The sequence below is a fragment of the Pedobacter sp. Hv1 genome (assembly GCF_001412215.1).
Lineage (GTDB): Bacteria > Bacteroidota > Bacteroidia > Sphingobacteriales > Sphingobacteriaceae > Pedobacter.
In genome coordinates, this window is sequence record NZ_LLWP01000009.1 from 377,026 (window position 1) to 392,897 (window position 15,872).

The 15,872-nt window shown below is 37.6% G+C and carries 12 protein-coding genes; 8 read left to right on the forward strand and 4 right to left on the reverse strand.

Annotation, left to right across the window (positions count from 1 at the left end):
* Positions 1-3 precede the first annotated feature (3 nt).
* The 8 genes from AQF98_RS17825 (at position 4) to AQF98_RS17860 (ending at position 11,828) form a co-directional block, all read left to right on the forward strand.
* A complete protein-coding gene (locus AQF98_RS17825; protein WP_055133321.1) occupies positions 4-1,983 on the forward strand; it encodes a fumarate reductase/succinate dehydrogenase flavoprotein subunit in 1,980 nt (659 codons plus the stop codon).
* An 87-nt stretch (positions 1,984-2,070) separates the two neighbouring features.
* On the forward strand, positions 2,071-2,841 hold the full coding sequence (locus tag AQF98_RS17830; RefSeq protein ID WP_055133322.1) for a succinate dehydrogenase/fumarate reductase iron-sulfur subunit: 771 nt from the start codon (positions 2,071-2,073) through the stop codon (positions 2,839-2,841).
* 147 nt (positions 2,842-2,988) lie between these two features.
* Positions 2,989-3,603: an RNA polymerase sigma factor gene (locus tag AQF98_RS17835; protein ID WP_055133323.1), complete on the forward strand. Its 615-nt coding sequence runs from the start codon at positions 2,989-2,991 to the stop codon at positions 3,601-3,603.
* 207 nt (positions 3,604-3,810) lie between these two features.
* On the forward strand, positions 3,811-5,025 hold the full coding sequence (locus AQF98_RS17840; protein WP_082435149.1) for a FecR family protein: 1,215 nt from the start codon (positions 3,811-3,813) through the stop codon (positions 5,023-5,025).
* Between the two features lie 216 nt (positions 5,026-5,241).
* Positions 5,242-8,628 carry a SusC/RagA family TonB-linked outer membrane protein gene (locus tag AQF98_RS17845; RefSeq protein ID WP_235524259.1) on the forward strand — a complete coding sequence of 1,129 codons (3,387 nt, stop codon included), beginning with the start codon at positions 5,242-5,244 and terminating at the stop codon, positions 8,626-8,628.
* Positions 8,629-8,639: 11 nt separating this feature from the next.
* Positions 8,640-10,271, forward strand: a complete 1,632-nt coding sequence (locus AQF98_RS17850) for a SusD/RagB family nutrient-binding outer membrane lipoprotein (protein WP_055133325.1) — start codon at positions 8,640-8,642, stop codon at positions 10,269-10,271.
* Between the two features lie 10 nt (positions 10,272-10,281).
* Positions 10,282-11,244: a DUF1735 domain-containing protein gene (locus AQF98_RS17855; protein WP_055133326.1), complete on the forward strand. Its 963-nt coding sequence runs from the start codon at positions 10,282-10,284 to the stop codon at positions 11,242-11,244.
* A 50-nt stretch (positions 11,245-11,294) separates the two neighbouring features.
* The gene (locus AQF98_RS17860) at positions 11,295-11,828 is read left to right on the forward strand and encodes a hypothetical protein (protein ID WP_055133327.1); all 534 of its coding nucleotides are present in this window, start codon (positions 11,295-11,297) and stop codon (positions 11,826-11,828) included.
* A 201-nt stretch (positions 11,829-12,029) separates the two neighbouring features.
* Here the strand turns inward: AQF98_RS17860 and AQF98_RS17865 are convergent, their stop codons facing one another.
* Genes AQF98_RS17865 through AQF98_RS17880 form a run of 4 tightly spaced genes read right to left on the reverse strand, consistent with a single transcriptional unit; the run spans position 12,030 to position 15,775 of the window.
* Positions 12,030-12,464, reverse strand: coding sequence for an energy transducer TonB (locus AQF98_RS17865; protein WP_082435152.1), 435 nt, complete (start codon positions 12,462-12,464; stop codon positions 12,030-12,032).
* Between the two features lie 12 nt (positions 12,465-12,476).
* Positions 12,477-13,406 carry a TonB-dependent receptor plug domain-containing protein gene (locus AQF98_RS17870; RefSeq protein WP_055133329.1) on the reverse strand — a complete coding sequence of 310 codons (930 nt, stop codon included), beginning with the start codon at positions 13,404-13,406 and terminating at the stop codon, positions 12,477-12,479.
* A gap of 18 nt (positions 13,407-13,424) precedes the next feature.
* Complete coding sequence (locus tag AQF98_RS17875) at positions 13,425-15,401, reverse strand: M56 family metallopeptidase (RefSeq protein ID WP_055133330.1); 1,977 nt, start codon at positions 15,399-15,401, stop codon at positions 13,425-13,427.
* A complete protein-coding gene (locus AQF98_RS17880; protein ID WP_055133331.1) occupies positions 15,398-15,775 on the reverse strand; it encodes a BlaI/MecI/CopY family transcriptional regulator in 378 nt (125 codons plus the stop codon). Before AQF98_RS17880 ends, AQF98_RS17875 begins: the two co-directional genes overlap by 4 nt.
* Positions 15,776-15,872 lie beyond the last annotated feature (97 nt).

Consider the following 15,872-nt stretch of genomic DNA (forward strand, 5'->3'; position numbering starts at 1 on the left):
ATAATGTCAGCATTAAATTCAAACATACCAGAAGGAGAATTGACCAATAAATGGACGAAATTTAAGTCGTCTGTGCCTTTGGTTAACCCTTCAAATAAAAGAAGTTTAGAAGTAATTGTAGTAGGTTCTGGTTTAGCCGGAGCTTCTGCTGCTGCAACCTTGGCCGAAATGGGCTATAAGGTAAAGTGCTTCTGTTTTCAGGATTCGCCTCGTAGAGCACACTCTATTGCTGCTCAAGGAGGTATCAATGCCGCAAAGAATTATCAAAATGATGGCGATAGTACTTATCGTTTATTTTACGACACCATTAAAGGTGGAGATTACCGTGCCCGTGAAGCAAACGTACACCGTTTAGCCGAAGTAAGCGCAAATATTATAGATCAATGTGTGGCTCAAGGTGTGCCATTGGCCAGAGAATACGGTGGTTTATTAGATAACCGTTCTTTTGGTGGTACACAAGTGCAAAGAACTTTTTACGCTGCTGGTCAAACTGGTCAACAATTGTTATTAGGGGCTTACAGTGCATTAGAGCGCCAGATAGGGATGGGTAAGGTAGAAATGTTTACCCGTCATGAAATGCTAGAGGTGGTTAAAATTGACGGCAAGGCCCGTGGTATTATTGCTCGTAATTTAATTACTGGCGAGTTAGAACGTCACTTTGGTCATGCTGTGGTTTTAGGAACAGGAGGTTACGGAAACGTATTTTTCCTTTCTACCAATGCAATGGGTAGTAACGTTACTGCAGCTTGGAAAGCAAACAAACAAGGTGCTTTTTTTGCCAACCCATGTTATACGCAGATTCACCCAACGTGTATCCCAGTTTCTGGAGATCATCAATCTAAATTAACCCTAATGTCTGAGTCGTTACGTAACGATGGAAGAATTTGGGTGCCTAAAAAGAAAGACGATACCCGTAAAGCTTCAGATATTCCTGAAGATGAAAGAGATTATTACCTAGAGCGTCGTTATCCTGCTTTTGGTAACTTGGTACCTCGTGATGTGGCTTCGAGAGCGGCTAAAGAACGTTGTGATGCCGGTTACGGTGTAGGCTCTTCTAAGTTGGCAGTTTATCTAGATTTCAAAGCAAATACAGAACGTTACGGTAAAATAGAAGCTTCTAAAGCTGGTAACCATAATCCTGATCAAGAAACTTGTTTCCGTTTAGGTACAGAAGTGATCAAAGAGAAATATGGTAACCTATTCGATATGTATGCGCAAATTACAGGAGAAAATCCTTACGAAATGCCAATGCGTATTTACCCAGCAGTTCACTACACTATGGGTGGTTTATGGGTAGATTATAACTTGATGACCACTGTTCCAGGTTTATACTGTACTGGTGAGGCCAACTTCTCAGACCATGGTGCCAACCGTTTAGGGGCATCAGCATTAATGCAAGGTTTGGCAGATGGTTATTTCGTTCTTCCATATACTATAGGCGCTTATTTGTCGAAAGAGATTTCTGTAAAAGCAATTCCAACAGACCACCCTGCATTTGTAGAGGCTGAAGCTAAAGCGAAAGGGATTTTAGATACATTAATAGGCATCAAAGGCACTAAATCTGTAGATTATTTCCACAAAAAATTAGGTTTAATTATGTGGGAAAAATGTGGAATGGCTCGTAATGCTGAAGGATTGAAATCGGCAATTGCTGAAATCCAACAATTGAAAAAAGATTTTTGGAGCGACGTTCGTGTACCAGGAGACTCTAATGAATATAATCCAGAACTAGAAAAAGCAGGTCGTGTAGCCGACTTCATTGAATTAGGCGAATTGATGTGTTTGGATGCTTTAAACCGTAATGAAAGTTGTGGTGGACACTTTAGAGAAGAGTATCAAACAGAAGAAGGAGAAGCCTTACGTGACGATGAAAACTATGCTTACGTAGCTGCTTGGGAAAATAAAGGCGATGGAACTTTTGAGCTGCATAAAGAAGAGCTGAAGTTTGAAAATATTAAGATAGCACAAAGAAGTTATAAATAGTAGCAAGATGTGAGTATCAAGTATCAAGACTTGAAAATTTATCTTGCTACTCGATACTTGCTACTCGATACTTAAAATCTCAATACCATGAGTAAAGGAAATATGAACTTAACGCTAAAAGTTTGGCGTCAGAAGAACAACAACACTAAAGGAGCACTGGTAGATTACAAGCTATCAGATATCTCTCCAGATATGTCTTTTTTAGAGATGTTCGATGTTTTAAACGAAGACTTGATTACAAAAGGTGATGAGCCTATTGTATTTGACCACGACTGTCGCGAAGGTATTTGCGGAATGTGCTCAATGTTCATCAACGGACGTCCGCACGGGCCAAAAGATGCAGTAACTACTTGTCAGTTGCACATGCGTTCGTTTAAAGATGGAGATACCATTGTGGTTGAACCGTGGAGAGCAAAAGCATTTCCAGTAATTAAAGATTTAACAGTAGACAGGTCTGCATTCGACCGTGTAATTGCGGCAGGTGGTTTTATTTCGGTTAATACTGGTAATGCACAAGATGCCAATAACCTACCTATTCCGAAAGCACAAGCAGATGCAGCGTTTGAAGCGGCAGCTTGTATTGGTTGTGGGGCATGTGTAGCAACGTGTAAAAATGCATCAGCAATGTTGTTCGTTTCTGCAAAGATTTCTCAATTGGCTTTGTTGCCACAAGGACAGCCTGAGCGCTACAAACGTGTACAGAACATGGTAGCTCAAATGGATGCTGAAGGTTTTGGTAACTGTACCAATACTGGCGCTTGCGAAGCAGAATGCCCTAAAGGAATCTCATTGGAGAATATTGCTCGTATGAACAGAGATTACTACTCAGCTAAATTTATCAGCGAAGAAGAAGGATAAAGCCTACTTGCATACCTTAAAAGAATAGGCCTTGACCAAAAGTCAAGGCCTATTCTTTTTAACATGTATTTTTAAAAAATAGGAAATACACAAGTATTAACTCTGTTTTAATTATAAGATAAATCTTTATATATTCGCTTTAAGCAAATGCAATTAATAACCAACTTTAGTAACCTTAGCGAAAAAGAATTGATTCTATTGTTACAAGAAAACGATAGACAGGCTGTTGCTGCTTTGTACTATAGGCATGTTGATGATTTGAAACGCTTTATTTTAAAAGTAGCCAAATCGCCTCAGCTTACCGAAGATGTAGTGCATGATGCTTTTATAAAAATTTGGGAGAACAGAGCACAAATTAATCCTGAACTAGCCTTTAAACCTTATTTATATACCATTGCCCGTAGACAATTGTTCAACTTATTGAAAAGAACAAAACATGAAATCGCAATTGTAGATGAAATCAAACGCTATACGGTTATAGAAGAGAATACCACTGAACTAACGATTAATTATAACGAAAGTGACTCTCTCTTTAACATTGCTATCAATAAGCTTCCAAAGCAGTGTCGAGAAATCTTCATCAAATGCAAAGTACGAGGAAGAAGCTATAAACAAGTAGCGTTGGAGTTAGGCTTAGCAGAAAGCACGGTGAATAACCAAATGGTAAAGGCATTAAAATCCATCAGGCAATTTCTGAACCACCAAGATCCCAAATGTTTGTTCTTTATCCTCATCTGTTACGAATTTCCCCATTCCCTATAACCAACTGAGGCAAGATACATTGTCTCTATCCTTTCCTCTATTTTTTTATTGTAGGCCAATAGGCGCACCTTATGTCGATCTAAAATAGTGCTATAAAGTAGCCTGTACTACACGTTTGTTCATCTTTATTAAATATTCTATCTTTTTTTTTCTTGCACGTAGATGTTTCATCTCTCCCAATTGTATTACTAATAACCAAAAGAAAATATGGACAGGAAAATGAAGAGTGAGATTATAGAATTGTTTAGAAAATACGTGCGTAATGAGCTCAATAATAAAGAGTTTAATGAAGTAATGGCACTATTTAAACAAGCTAAATATGAAGAGGAGTTAGCGTTTGTACTGGATGAAGAACAAGAAAAAATGGCTTTAACCCCTGCTAACGAAACTGAAATAGGAAATAATGATGAATTGTTGGCAAAAATTGAAAATACGATAGCCGAAAATTTTCAGTCTAAACCCAAGAAGAGAACATTAGTGCTCTTTTTTGAAAAATATGCGGCAGCTGTATTTTTTATATGTACGTGTGGTTTAGGTGTTTATTTGCATATGGATACACCAACTGATTTAATATCGAAAAAGGTAGAATTTACCCATGATATTGTTTCTGGTGGCAATAAAGCTTATTTAACCTTGGCCGATGGTAAACGTATTGAGCTGAAGAATGCCAGTCATAACCTCCTTAGCAGCCAAAAGGGGGTTGAAATTACAAAAGCTGGAGATGGGCTATTGGTTTATGGCCCAAATAAGGCCAGCCAAAATACAGTTACGGAGTATAATACGATTGAAATTCCTAGGGCGGGACATTATCAATTACAATTGCCAGATGGCACAAAAGTATGGTTAAATTCAGCTACAACGTTAAAGTTTCCGACCAGTTTTGCAGCGTTGAAAGAGCGTAGGGTAGAACTAAACGGGGAGGCCTACTTTGAAGTAGCCCACAATAAAGAGATGCCATTTAGGGTAATCACCAATAACCAAGTAGTAGAAGTGCTTGGTACAGAATTTAACTTGAATAGTTACACAGACGAGCCAGAAGTAACCACCACACTGATTACCGGTAAGTTGAAAGTTTCTGCTGAACCAGGGTTAGAAAATGGGGCGGCTGAAATTTTAAAACCAGGACAACAGTCGACAATGATGAACAATAATATTAAGGTGGCCGAAGTAGATCCAGAAGCAGCAATAGCTTGGAAAAATGGCGATTTTATATTTAAGAGCGATGATTTTAAAATGGCCATGCGTAAAATCTCGAGATGGTACGATGTAGAAGTAGTTTACGAAAATACTATGCCAATAGACATTAAACCAGGAGGCTGGATCTCTAGGGCAAATAATATTTCTGCAGTTCTGGAAATGATGGAATCAACCGGAAAAATTCACTTTAAAATAATAGGAAGGAGGATTATAGTTAAAACATAAATACCTAACTATAATGCTAAAAAGGCCAAGGATTTCGCGAAAAACCCCTGGCCGTTGTTTGGCATCATATCGATAATTAATCAACTATAAAACCAGCCACATGCTATTGGGTTCTAAACAATTAGCCTGCGGCAAAACCAAACTCTACAAATGTATAAATATTGTACCAAAAAATTAGGTGCACGACATCGTCGTATGCCGAAAATTCTTTTAGTTATGAGATTGACCGTCTTACTCCTTATCGTAACATTAATGCAGGTTAATGCTGCGAGTTTTGCTCAAAGAATTAACCTCAACAAAACCAATGCAGACTTAGAAGATGTATTGAAAGAAATTCGTAAACAAAGTGGGTACGACTTCTTTTTTGATCGAGATCTGCTTAACAAAACCAAACCTGTTACCATTAGACTAGTAAGCGCTAGTATCGAAGAAGCATTAACCAGCTCTTTGATCGGGCAATCTTTAACTTATACCATCAAAGAAAAGAGTGTCACTATTTTAGAAAAGCCAACAGCTAGAACACCTAATTTTAGCGAAAGGGCAGAACGTACCATTACAGGTGTGGTTACCTCAAAGGAAGATAATCAGGTCCTTCATGGGGTAAGTATCAATGTAAAAGAAATACCCAAATTAGGTACGGCTACAGATAACAATGGTAAATTTGTTTTAAAAGTACCTGAGCAGGCAAAAACACTATTGGTGTCGTATGTAGGTTTCATCACCTTAGAAGTAGATATCAGTAAAACCTCAAATGTAAATATTGCCTTAGCTTCAAACCAAAATGGATTAAATGAAGTGGTGGTTACCGCAGGCGGTGCATCCGTTGCAAGAAGGCAACTAGGTACACAAAGTACTACCATTTCTGGTGCTAAATTAAACCAATCTAAAGCATTCAATATTGGGAGTGCTTTGTCTGGTAAGGTTGCTGGCTTACAGGTAAACACGGTAAGCAGTGGGGTTAACCCAACTGTAAGGCTAGTACTGCGTGGCAATCGATCAATTTTGGGCGATAATGAAGCCTTGATTGTTGTTGACAACGTTGTGGTGCCCAATACAATTTTGGGTAATTTAAATCCCGAAGATGTAGAGGATATCCAAGTTTTGAATGGAGCCGGTGCTGCAGCACTTTTTGGTTCAGGTGCAGCAAATGGTGCAATCATGATTACCACCAAAAGAGCTAAAAATGGAGAAACCAGGATTGGGCTTTCTCAAACCACCAGTTTCGAAACGGTAAGTTATTTCCCTCAATTACAGAAAACCTATGGAGCTGGTACAGGCCCAGATGATGTGCCAACTTATGACCCACAAGAAAACCAACAATTTGGACCAGCTTTTGACGGTTCTTTAAAAGTAGTAGGCTTACCTTTGGCAGACGGATCTGTACAACGCGTACCTTATTCTTATACCAATGAAAGGGATAAGTTTTGGGATTTAGGGGTGGCCAGCCAAACAGACTTTAACATCTCAAGTGGCGAAAGAAAAGCCTCTTATTATATATCTGCACAATACTTTGATAAAACATCTATTGTTCCTGGCGATCAATACAATCGTTTTTCATTTAGGGTAAATGGTGATAAAGATTTAGCGAAGAATATCAAATTATCATTTAGTGCCAACTATGTACAAAATAGATACAATACATCAACTTCTGTATCTGGTACCTACAACAATATTTTACAAACCCCAGCCAATATTCCAATTACCAGTTATGAAGATTGGAAAAACAATCCCTTTGCAGACCCGAATGGATACTTTAATAAATATTATACAAACCCATATTTTTCTTTAGCCAACAATAGAGGAACTACCAGAAACGATTATCTGACAGGAAACGTTCAATTGAAATGGTTCCCTATTAACGATCTATCGGTTATGTTTAGGGTGAGTTTAGCTACGCAGAATGCCTCTAATAAAAACTGGAGCAATAAGTTTACCTACACCGATTTTGCATTGGCCAAAAATAATTACCTGAACAATATATTAGGTTCTGTTTCTGATGGAGCATCGTTCTCTACACAGTTAAATCCCGAATTACAGACTCAGTACATTAAGCAAATTACCAAAAACATCAACATGAATATTATTGTTGGGGCCAGTATTAGAGATAATAATGCTAAAAGTTTGTCTAGTCAAACCCAAGGAGGGTTGATAACTGCAGATTTATTTAATGTGAACAATAGTATTGAAAAACCATTGGCCAATGAGTCGATCACAAGAAGTAGACAAATTGGTATTTTCTTCGACTCTCGTTTTAGTTATAAAAATTTCCTCAGTTTAAATCTTACCGGAAGAAATGATTGGCGCTCGGTACTTGACCCTAAACACAGGTCATTCTTTTACCCTTCTGCAAGTTTAAGTTTTATTGCCTCAGAAGCCATCCCATTTCTTAAAGATGTAAAAAATGTCGAAAGTATAAAGTTACGTGCCAGCGTTTCGCAAGTAGGATCGGTACAAATCGGTTCTTATGCATTGATTCCAACTTTTGGACAAGCAGCAGGCTTCCCTTATAATGCGGTTCCGGGTTATGCCATTGGCAGTAGAATTGTGGCCAAAGATATCGCCCCAGAAATGACCAAGTCTTTCGAAGCAGGTTTTGATGTGGAATTCTTTAAATCTCGTTTAACGGCAAGTGCAACCTATTACAAAACCAATACCACCAACCAAACCATGGCTATTGGGGTTTCTCCAGCTACCGGTTTCACTTCTTATCTCACCAACATTGGTTTGGTAAGTAACCAAGGTTTAGAGACTGCTGTTAAAGTAGAACCATTAAGATTAAATAATGGCCTGTATGTGATCTTAGGAGCCAATTATACTTACAATACCAATAAAGTGGTTGACCTTAATAACGACTTAGATCGGATTATCCTTACCACAACTACTTATGGTGGTGTATACGCACTTAAAGGAAAGACCTTCCCAACATTACGTGGTTCTGATTATTACAGAGATCCCGAAGGTAGGATCATTGTAAATAGACTTACTGGTTATCCAACTGCAAATACAGCTACTTATACAGAACTTGGTAATACCGAGCCTAGACATAGGTTAGGTTTAGATGCCGAGATTAACTTTAAAGGTTTCAGATTCTCAGCTTTGTTCGAGTATAGAGCTGGCAATGTAATGTACTCTGAAGTAGGTGCTGGGTTTGATTTTTCTGGTGCAAGTTTAAAAACAACATCATTTAACCGCGAGCGTTTTGTGATCCCTAACTCATCTTATTTAGATCCAGTTACCAATACCTATGTAGAAAATACAAATATTTCGGTTAGAAATGGTGGCAGTGAATTTTGGGCAAGTGCTTCTTATAATACCGGTGTAGCTACAAACTATGCTTTTTCTGGAGCATTCTGGAAATTGAGAGAAGTAGCCATTTCCTATAACCTCCCTAAATCTTTGGTTAACAGATTAGGTTTTATCAAAGATATCAGACTGGGTTTACAGGGTAGGAACTTATTTATATGGAAACCTAAAACAAACATGTATACTGATCCTGAGTATAGCAATAGTGTAAACTCTAGCTTAAACGCTATTGGTATTACAACGTTGAGCCAAACACCTCCAATTCGTTTTTATGGAGCATCAGTATCATTAACCTTATAACTACAACTCAAATGAAAAAGCATATTTTTTTATTACTGATTAGCTGCATTTCTTTAGCCTCGTGCAAAAAGTTTTTGGATATCAATAGTAACAATCCAAATGAAGCAACCTCTGTTACGCCAGCTTTGGTACTGCCACAGGCAATTGTTACCTCAGCGGCATTAACTTCTACTTTTAATACTTCTCTGGCAGATGCAGGTGGCCAGTTTGCCAATTCTGGGAGTGCAAATTTCTCCACATCGCCAGTAATTTTCTATAACTATACCAGTGCAGATTTTACTACACTTTTTTCAAGCACCTATAGAAATGTGATAGATTATCAATACATTATTAATTACAATAAAGATGAGATGAGTTCGAGCAATTTTACTGCAATTGCCCGGATTATGAAATCTTTTGCCTTTGCCCGTTTAGTTGATCAGTACAATGATGTACCTTATTCTGACGCATTTAAAGGCAATGAAATGCTTACGCCTAAATACGATAAAGCCGAAGACATTTACAAGGATTTGGTGTCTCAACTGTCATTGTCAATTAAGATTATCAATGATGGTTTTGCCAATAATGTAAGTAAGCCAGGTAGTGTGGCAGATGTGAAACCAACCATAGACCCGATGTTTAAAGGGGATATGAGCAAATGGAAATCTTTTGCAAATACCTTAAAATTAAGGTTATTGATTAAAATGGCTGGTGTGCCAGAACTGAAGTCGTATGCCATGGCCGAATTTGCCAAACTAGATGTTAATGCTGGCTTTATTACAGATGATGCTGTGGTTAATCCTGGTTATTTAAAGGAGGCCGCCAAACAAAACCCAACATTTAATACATTGGCTTTTGACAATGAAGGAAATAGGGCACGTACAAGCAGAATACCTAGCAGATGGATTTATTCTTTTTATAATGGCCAAAAGCTCAACGACTCTTGGAGAGGGAAAGTGATCTATTACAGATTTCCCAATGGGCCAATATCGCAATTAGGTAATATTTCATCTACGGTACCTATTGCGCCAGCTGCAGGTTTGTCATCATGGTTTACCGGAACAAATAGTACCACAAATTCGCTAGGTATTGCCAAAGGACCAACACAAAGTCAAGTGGTGATGTTGGCAGCAGAATCATGGTTCTTGCAAGCAGAAGCTCATTTAAGGGGTTACATTGCTGGAGATGCAGAAACAGCCTTTAATAAAGGAGTTGAAGCCTCGTTTACCTATTTGTATAAAAATGTAAGCGATGTTGTTGATGCAACTAAAAATGTAGCTACTGATGTTGCTGCATACAAGGCTGCAAATCCTTTAAGTTATATTGTAAACTGGAATAAAACAGCTACGCCATTAGCAGGAGATTATAACCTCGATGTAACCAATAGAAGGTTAGAAGCTATTATTACGCAAAAGTACATTGCTTTAAATACCATCAATTGTGATGAGGCCTTTAATGAATTTAGAAGGACTACCTATCCATATATTGTAAATGGTTCGGCAGATCCTGTGCTCTCGTTTGCTTCTCTCGAATCGTTATCTTCTCGAGCAGACAAACTCCCTTCACGCATCCCTTATCCATCTACTGAAGTAACCTACAATGAAAGTAATGTGCCAAAGGGAATTTCTCCTTTCTTGTCACGCATATTTTGGGACTTAGATTAATTAATAAACCATGAAAAAACAACTTTATACCCTATTAGGTCTGGTAACGATATTTTTCTCTTCGTGCTTAAAAGACGACAGATTAATCTTAGACCCTGCAAAGACCAAAAATATCATCGAGTTTGCCAATAGTTCTAACATTGTAAAAGCAGGAACAACAACGGCAATGTTTACCCATGCACTGAGCTTAACGCCAGATGGTTCGGTAACTTTCGAGGTGAGCTATTCTGGTGCCGAAAAAGAAGCACCACAAGATATCAAAGTAGACATTGGTATCGGTACAGACGATATCCTTACACAGTATAATACGGAAAACAAAACAACGTATCTTCCACTTCCAACGTCGATGTATAGTTTGTCGACTAGTTCGGTTACCATACCAAAAGGAAAAAAGAGAGCAGCGTTTACGATGAGTTTTAAACCCACCATGTTTGATATCAGTAAACTTTACGCATTCCCATTGGTCATCAAATCGTCTTCATACGGTATTATCAGTGCTAACTTTAGTAAAATCTTGATCAATATCAATGCAAAGAACAAGTACGATGGTGTTTATGATGTTGAAGCACTTAGCCCAATGAAAGATTTGATCAGTTCTACCCTAACTGGCCTATATCCGATGGAACAAGAGCTGAGAACAAGAACAGCCAACTCTGTGGCCGAATGGGATCAAAACTATTGGGCACCTTATTCTTATTATCATCCAATAAGAAGCAGTGGTAATCCATCGGTTTATGGCAACTTTTCTCCAGTATTCATTATGAACGATAATGAAGAAGTAATTGCGGTTGAAAATTACTACGGACAAGGCAACAACGCCAATGGAAGAGCGGCGAGGTTAGATCCAAGTGGCGTAAATAAATGGACACTTGTAGGAGGTAAACGAACATTAGAAGTTAAATATGTGATGATTCAGAATGATGAGGATCGAACCTTCTTCCACGAAAAATGGACATTTAAACAAATGCGCTAATTGTATTTAACTAACCTAAAGTCAAAAACGATTTAATTTAAAAAAGTAATATGAAAAATATATTATATAAGTATGGCACAATGCTGTTATTGGTGCTTGTTTTGGGTGCCTGTAAAAAAGATGGCCATAATGTTGCCAAGGCAAAATATGGCAAGCAGCCTGGTATCAATTACGAACCACTGGCCAATACCACCGTGGGAATAAAAGATAAAATAACTTTTAAGGCAAATCTGGTTTCAATGGACGACATTAAGGAAGTATCGGGTTACCTTATCGAAGTGTTGACCATAAATTCCTTCGGAAATCCTGCATCAGAAGGAAATAAGTTTTTTATTGGTACCAATAAAATTAACGATAAACAAAACAATACCGTTTTTGATGGAGCTGTTAACATTGTTTACAATGGACAAGACAACTTTAAAACTGGAAATATGAATGAACATGCAAAGTATACTGTTACAGGTACAATCGATCTTTCGAAATATAGATTGGTTGTAGGTAAAAGATACCGATTGTCGCTCAATTTTGTAACCTTTCCCAACATGAATACTTTAGAAAGCCCACTCATGTTTGTAGTACAATAAGGTCTCTCTGGTAGCGATAAGTTGACCATTTTCAACTCAACTTATACGCTAGACATGAAAAACGGCTAGTAAATGTAATTTGTATTTGAGCTATAAATTCAGTAGATTTAAATATCCGAGACAAAGGAGACTAAACAACAAAAAACCCCGACCATTTAGGCTGGGGTTTTTTGTGGAGTATCAATCTAGCAAAGTAAGGGTCTAGCTTGCCAAAGAAAACTTAACTGGTACATTCATTTTCACGCGTACAGCTTTACCATCAACTTTTCCCGGGTTCCATTTTTTAGCACTTTTTAGAGCCGAAATGGCTGCTTCATCAGTGCCATAGCCTAATTTTTTATCTACACTAAAGTTAGCCATGCTACCATCTTTTTCAATCACAAATGATACCACCACGGTACCTTGTTTATGATCTTTGGCAGCTGCCTCTGGATATTTAACGGCTTTAAAAACAGCGGTATAGAATTTTGCAATGCCGCCAGGATAGACAGGTGGAGTTTTCATTTTTTGGAACTCATGCACAGTAACGTCACTTGCTTTAGCGTCGGTGGCTTTTTTTTGTGCATAGGCCGTTTCATTTTGGCATACTACGAGCATTAGCATCGCAAATAGCGATGAGAAAAACATTTTTTTCATGTGATTTTGGTTTTAGGGTTTACTTATTTGTTTAGTTTCTTTTTTGGTTGTAATGATAATGACACCGTTTTTTGCACTGTCTCCATATAAGGCAAAAGCGGAGGCATTTCTGAGTATAGTGATATTTTGAATCTTGTTGGGATCTATTGCATTAATACTGTCTACTAATTCATCATCAACAATATATAGTGGACTGTTGATTTGGCTACTGGTACCACGCAGTTGAATGCTTGTGTTCTTCTTTTGGGTAGTGTCAGCATTTTCTTTTTGTTTTATAGGGCTAACAATTATGCTGTTTTTACCTATGTTATCATAATCGGTAATTGGAGGTGGACGCTTTAAAATACGAAGTCCCTTAATGTTCTGAATGTCTTTGGTATTGTTTTTAAAGCTGTTGAGTACTTTGCCCTCTAAAGCAACCATTATATCAGAAGAAAAAGTATATAATTTTGGTGTGGAGACAATCCGAGAAGTACTAGGGCCGGGGCCGCAACCAATGAGAGCAAAAGCAGCAACCACTATCTTTTCTAATGCAGTATAACCTTGGGGGATTTTAATGTCTTTGTTTCTAATTTCTGCCTTGCTCTCGTCAATTAAAAACAATGTGGTTAAAGCATATTTGCCAACTTTTAACTTTTTAAAATTTGCGTAAGAGAGAATACCATTCACAATAGAGAGGTCTAAACCTAAACCCAACTCTGCTTCAACCTTTAAGTTTTTAAGTTGCCCTCCTGCCGCAATGGTAAATAATACCAAGCTATTTCCCTGTAAGTTGGCTTCTTTTGCTTTTTCAGTGTAGGCAGCATTGAAAAAAACATGTTTATAAAAATCAAGCCATGCAGCATTGTTTTTTACATTTTGCTGCACAGTATTGGCTGATGTGCTTTGTAATGAAACCAACATCAACAAGGTAACTAATACTAAAGGAATGATCTTTTTCATCTGCTTCAGTTTTTGGTATTATTTAAAAAGAGTAGCTGATACTCTTGCTTTTTCTGGATTTTTAGAAGTGATGATCACTGCCCCATTTTCGCCTCTCTTGCCATATAAGGCGATCGCACTTGGCCCTTTTAATACATCAATGGCATCAATTTTTTTGGCATCAAGGTCTTTTAGTACATTAACCGTTTCTTTAACCTCGCCATCTACAATAAACAATGGCTCTTTATTTGGGCCTTCTGGGAAATTCTTGAGTCGAATACTGGCAATTACATTGGCTTTATTTTCGCCTTTGTCCTGATCTAAAGTAAACTTAATAGGAATACTATAGTTGACTCTTACCGTTTTGCCATCTTGGATAGCTGGAAGCCATTTGCTCATTTTTAATACCCTTATCGCTTCCTCATCAAGGCCAAAGCCCAATTTTCGGTCTGTTTTAAGGTTGCTTAATGAGCCATCTTTCTCTACAATAAAGTTCACCATTACAGTTCCCTGTACGTCGTTATCTAAAGCAGCAATAGGGTACTTAATTTTCTTGTCTAAGTAACTATTCAGCTTTTGTATGCCCCCAGGAAACACCGGAGGAGCAGATACAGCTACAAAGCTAGGTGCAGGTTTTTCAACAGCTTCTTCCTTTGGTGCCATTCCAGTAATGGTAATGGCTAATGGGGTATAGCCGTCTGCTGTAGTTGCATTTTCATTCTGTAGAGGTGTGTCTGCACCATCTAATTTAAAAGTAGCTTTTAAGCTATAATTGCCGTCCCTTTTAATATAATCTGTATAATTTAAAATGGGTTTTAAGACTTCTTGGTCAAGCCCATGGCCCAATTCGGTTTGTACAACAGCATCGGTAATTTTTCCATTTTTAACGGTGAAATTAACAATCGTATTACCTTGAATTTTGTTATTTGCTGCGGCAACAGGATAGATGATGGCATTGAAAACATGTTTGTAAAATGGCTCAAAAGCATTTGGATCTACCTCATTATTACTCTCTGTAGGTTCAGCAACTACATCATAAATTACGGTTTGTGCTTGTGGTGCTTGCTCAATTCTTGGTGGTGGTGGCGAGATCAATTGCACCACATTTAATGGTGTAGCCAGTACATCTTTCACAAATGACTTGGCCGTAATTGAGGATAGTTTATCTACAACACCTAATATTTGATCATTTTTACGGATAGTGGCCGATGATAATACTAAAGTAAGTGCAAAAAGCGGCACAAATAATCCATACTTTAAAATGGCTGTTTTTTTAGAGCGTTGCTTGTGCAACATAAAGATCCGCTTCTTAATTAACGATTTGGTGAAAAAACCATTGGTTAAAGAATTTGGTCTTACGCCAAAAGCTTGGCTGAGCAATAACATTGCATATTCCTCTTTATCGCCCTGAAACTTGGCGGCAGCTTCATCTGCAAGATACTCGTGAATGTTTTTTATGGTGTTCTTATAGGCATAGATAATTGGGTTGAACCAAGTAATGATCCCTAAAAATTCGAAAAACAAGACATCTAAGGTATGCAGTTGTTTAACATGAATATCTTCATGTAAATTAACCGTTGCGGCTTCTGGGACATTATTGGAAATGACTTTCTTGTTTAAAAACGAGAACGCCATGCCATTGCCAATGGTTTTTAATAACCTTCTTACAGCAACCAGTTGAAAAATGAATCGAGCTAAACAAAACAAGATCCCTAACAAATAAATCAAAACAATTAAATTGCCCCAGTTAAATTCTTCTTTGGCGTCTTCTACAATTGTAGCTTTATTGACCAAACTATTGAGTTGGTCTACACTAGTATAAATGTGTTGAGTAACCTTTTGTTTATTGAACCACTCGAACCGCAAAAAGGGAATGGCTAATGAAAGCACACCTGATGCGATTAAGTAAATGCGGTTTAAAACAAAATAGGTTTCTTTATCTAGTAACAGCTTGTAAAAACAGTAAAAAATAACCAGGTAAATATTTACCTGCAAGAGATAATGTGCCCAACTCATTTTGGTTTGTTTTTGAATTTATTGATCATTTTTAAAATTTCATCCACATCACTTAAGTCTAATTTTTCTTCCTTTACAAAAAATGAGAACATGCTTTCTACAGAGTTTTCGAAATAACTACCTAATAATTTTTCGGTAGCATGTCTTTTATATTCCTCTCTACTAATTAAGGGGTGATATTTGTGTGCTTTTCCAAAAGCTTCGTGACCAATAAAGCCCTTCACCTCTAGAATTCTGATAATGGTAGAAACGGTATTGTAAGCCGGTTTCGGCTCGGGTAAATAATCCATCACCTCTTTTACAAATCCGCTTTCTAGTTGCCACACAATTTGCATGATCTGTTCCTCTGCCTTCGTTAAATCTTTAATTTCCATGATAATTGTTGTTTTGCGCTTTCCTGAGCGTTTTTTATTTTTTTATAGAGACTAATTTAGCATTTGTACACCAAATACTTATCTAAATCTAAAACTA

What these genes read in the sequence shown, in the direction of transcription:
- AQF98_RS17850 (WP_055133325.1), top strand. Translation starts at nt 8,640, where the DNA reads ATGAAAAAGCATATTTTTTTATTACTGATTAGCTGCATTTCTTTAGCC.
- AQF98_RS17870 (WP_055133329.1), bottom strand. Translation starts at nt 13,406, where the DNA reads ATGAAAAAGATCATTCCTTTAGTATTAGTTACCTTGTTGATGTTGGTT.
- AQF98_RS17845 (WP_235524259.1), top strand. Translation starts at nt 5,242, where the DNA reads ATGAGATTGACCGTCTTACTCCTTATCGTAACATTAATGCAGGTTAAT.
- AQF98_RS17825 (WP_055133321.1), top strand. Translation starts at nt 4, where the DNA reads ATGTCAGCATTAAATTCAAACATACCAGAAGGAGAATTGACCAATAAA.
- AQF98_RS17880 (WP_055133331.1), bottom strand. Translation starts at nt 15,775, where the DNA reads ATGGAAATTAAAGATTTAACGAAGGCAGAGGAACAGATCATGCAAATT.
- AQF98_RS17830 (WP_055133322.1), top strand. Translation starts at nt 2,071, where the DNA reads ATGAGTAAAGGAAATATGAACTTAACGCTAAAAGTTTGGCGTCAGAAG.
- AQF98_RS17855 (WP_055133326.1), top strand. Translation starts at nt 10,282, where the DNA reads ATGAAAAAACAACTTTATACCCTATTAGGTCTGGTAACGATATTTTTC.
- AQF98_RS17835 (WP_055133323.1), top strand. Translation starts at nt 2,989, where the DNA reads ATGCAATTAATAACCAACTTTAGTAACCTTAGCGAAAAAGAATTGATT.
- AQF98_RS17865 (WP_082435152.1), bottom strand. Translation starts at nt 12,464, where the DNA reads ATGAAAAAAATGTTTTTCTCATCGCTATTTGCGATGCTAATGCTCGTA.
- AQF98_RS17875 (WP_055133330.1), bottom strand. Translation starts at nt 15,401, where the DNA reads ATGAGTTGGGCACATTATCTCTTGCAGGTAAATATTTACCTGGTTATT.
- AQF98_RS17860 (WP_055133327.1), top strand. Translation starts at nt 11,295, where the DNA reads ATGAAAAATATATTATATAAGTATGGCACAATGCTGTTATTGGTGCTT.
- AQF98_RS17840 (WP_082435149.1), top strand. Translation starts at nt 3,811, where the DNA reads ATGGACAGGAAAATGAAGAGTGAGATTATAGAATTGTTTAGAAAATAC.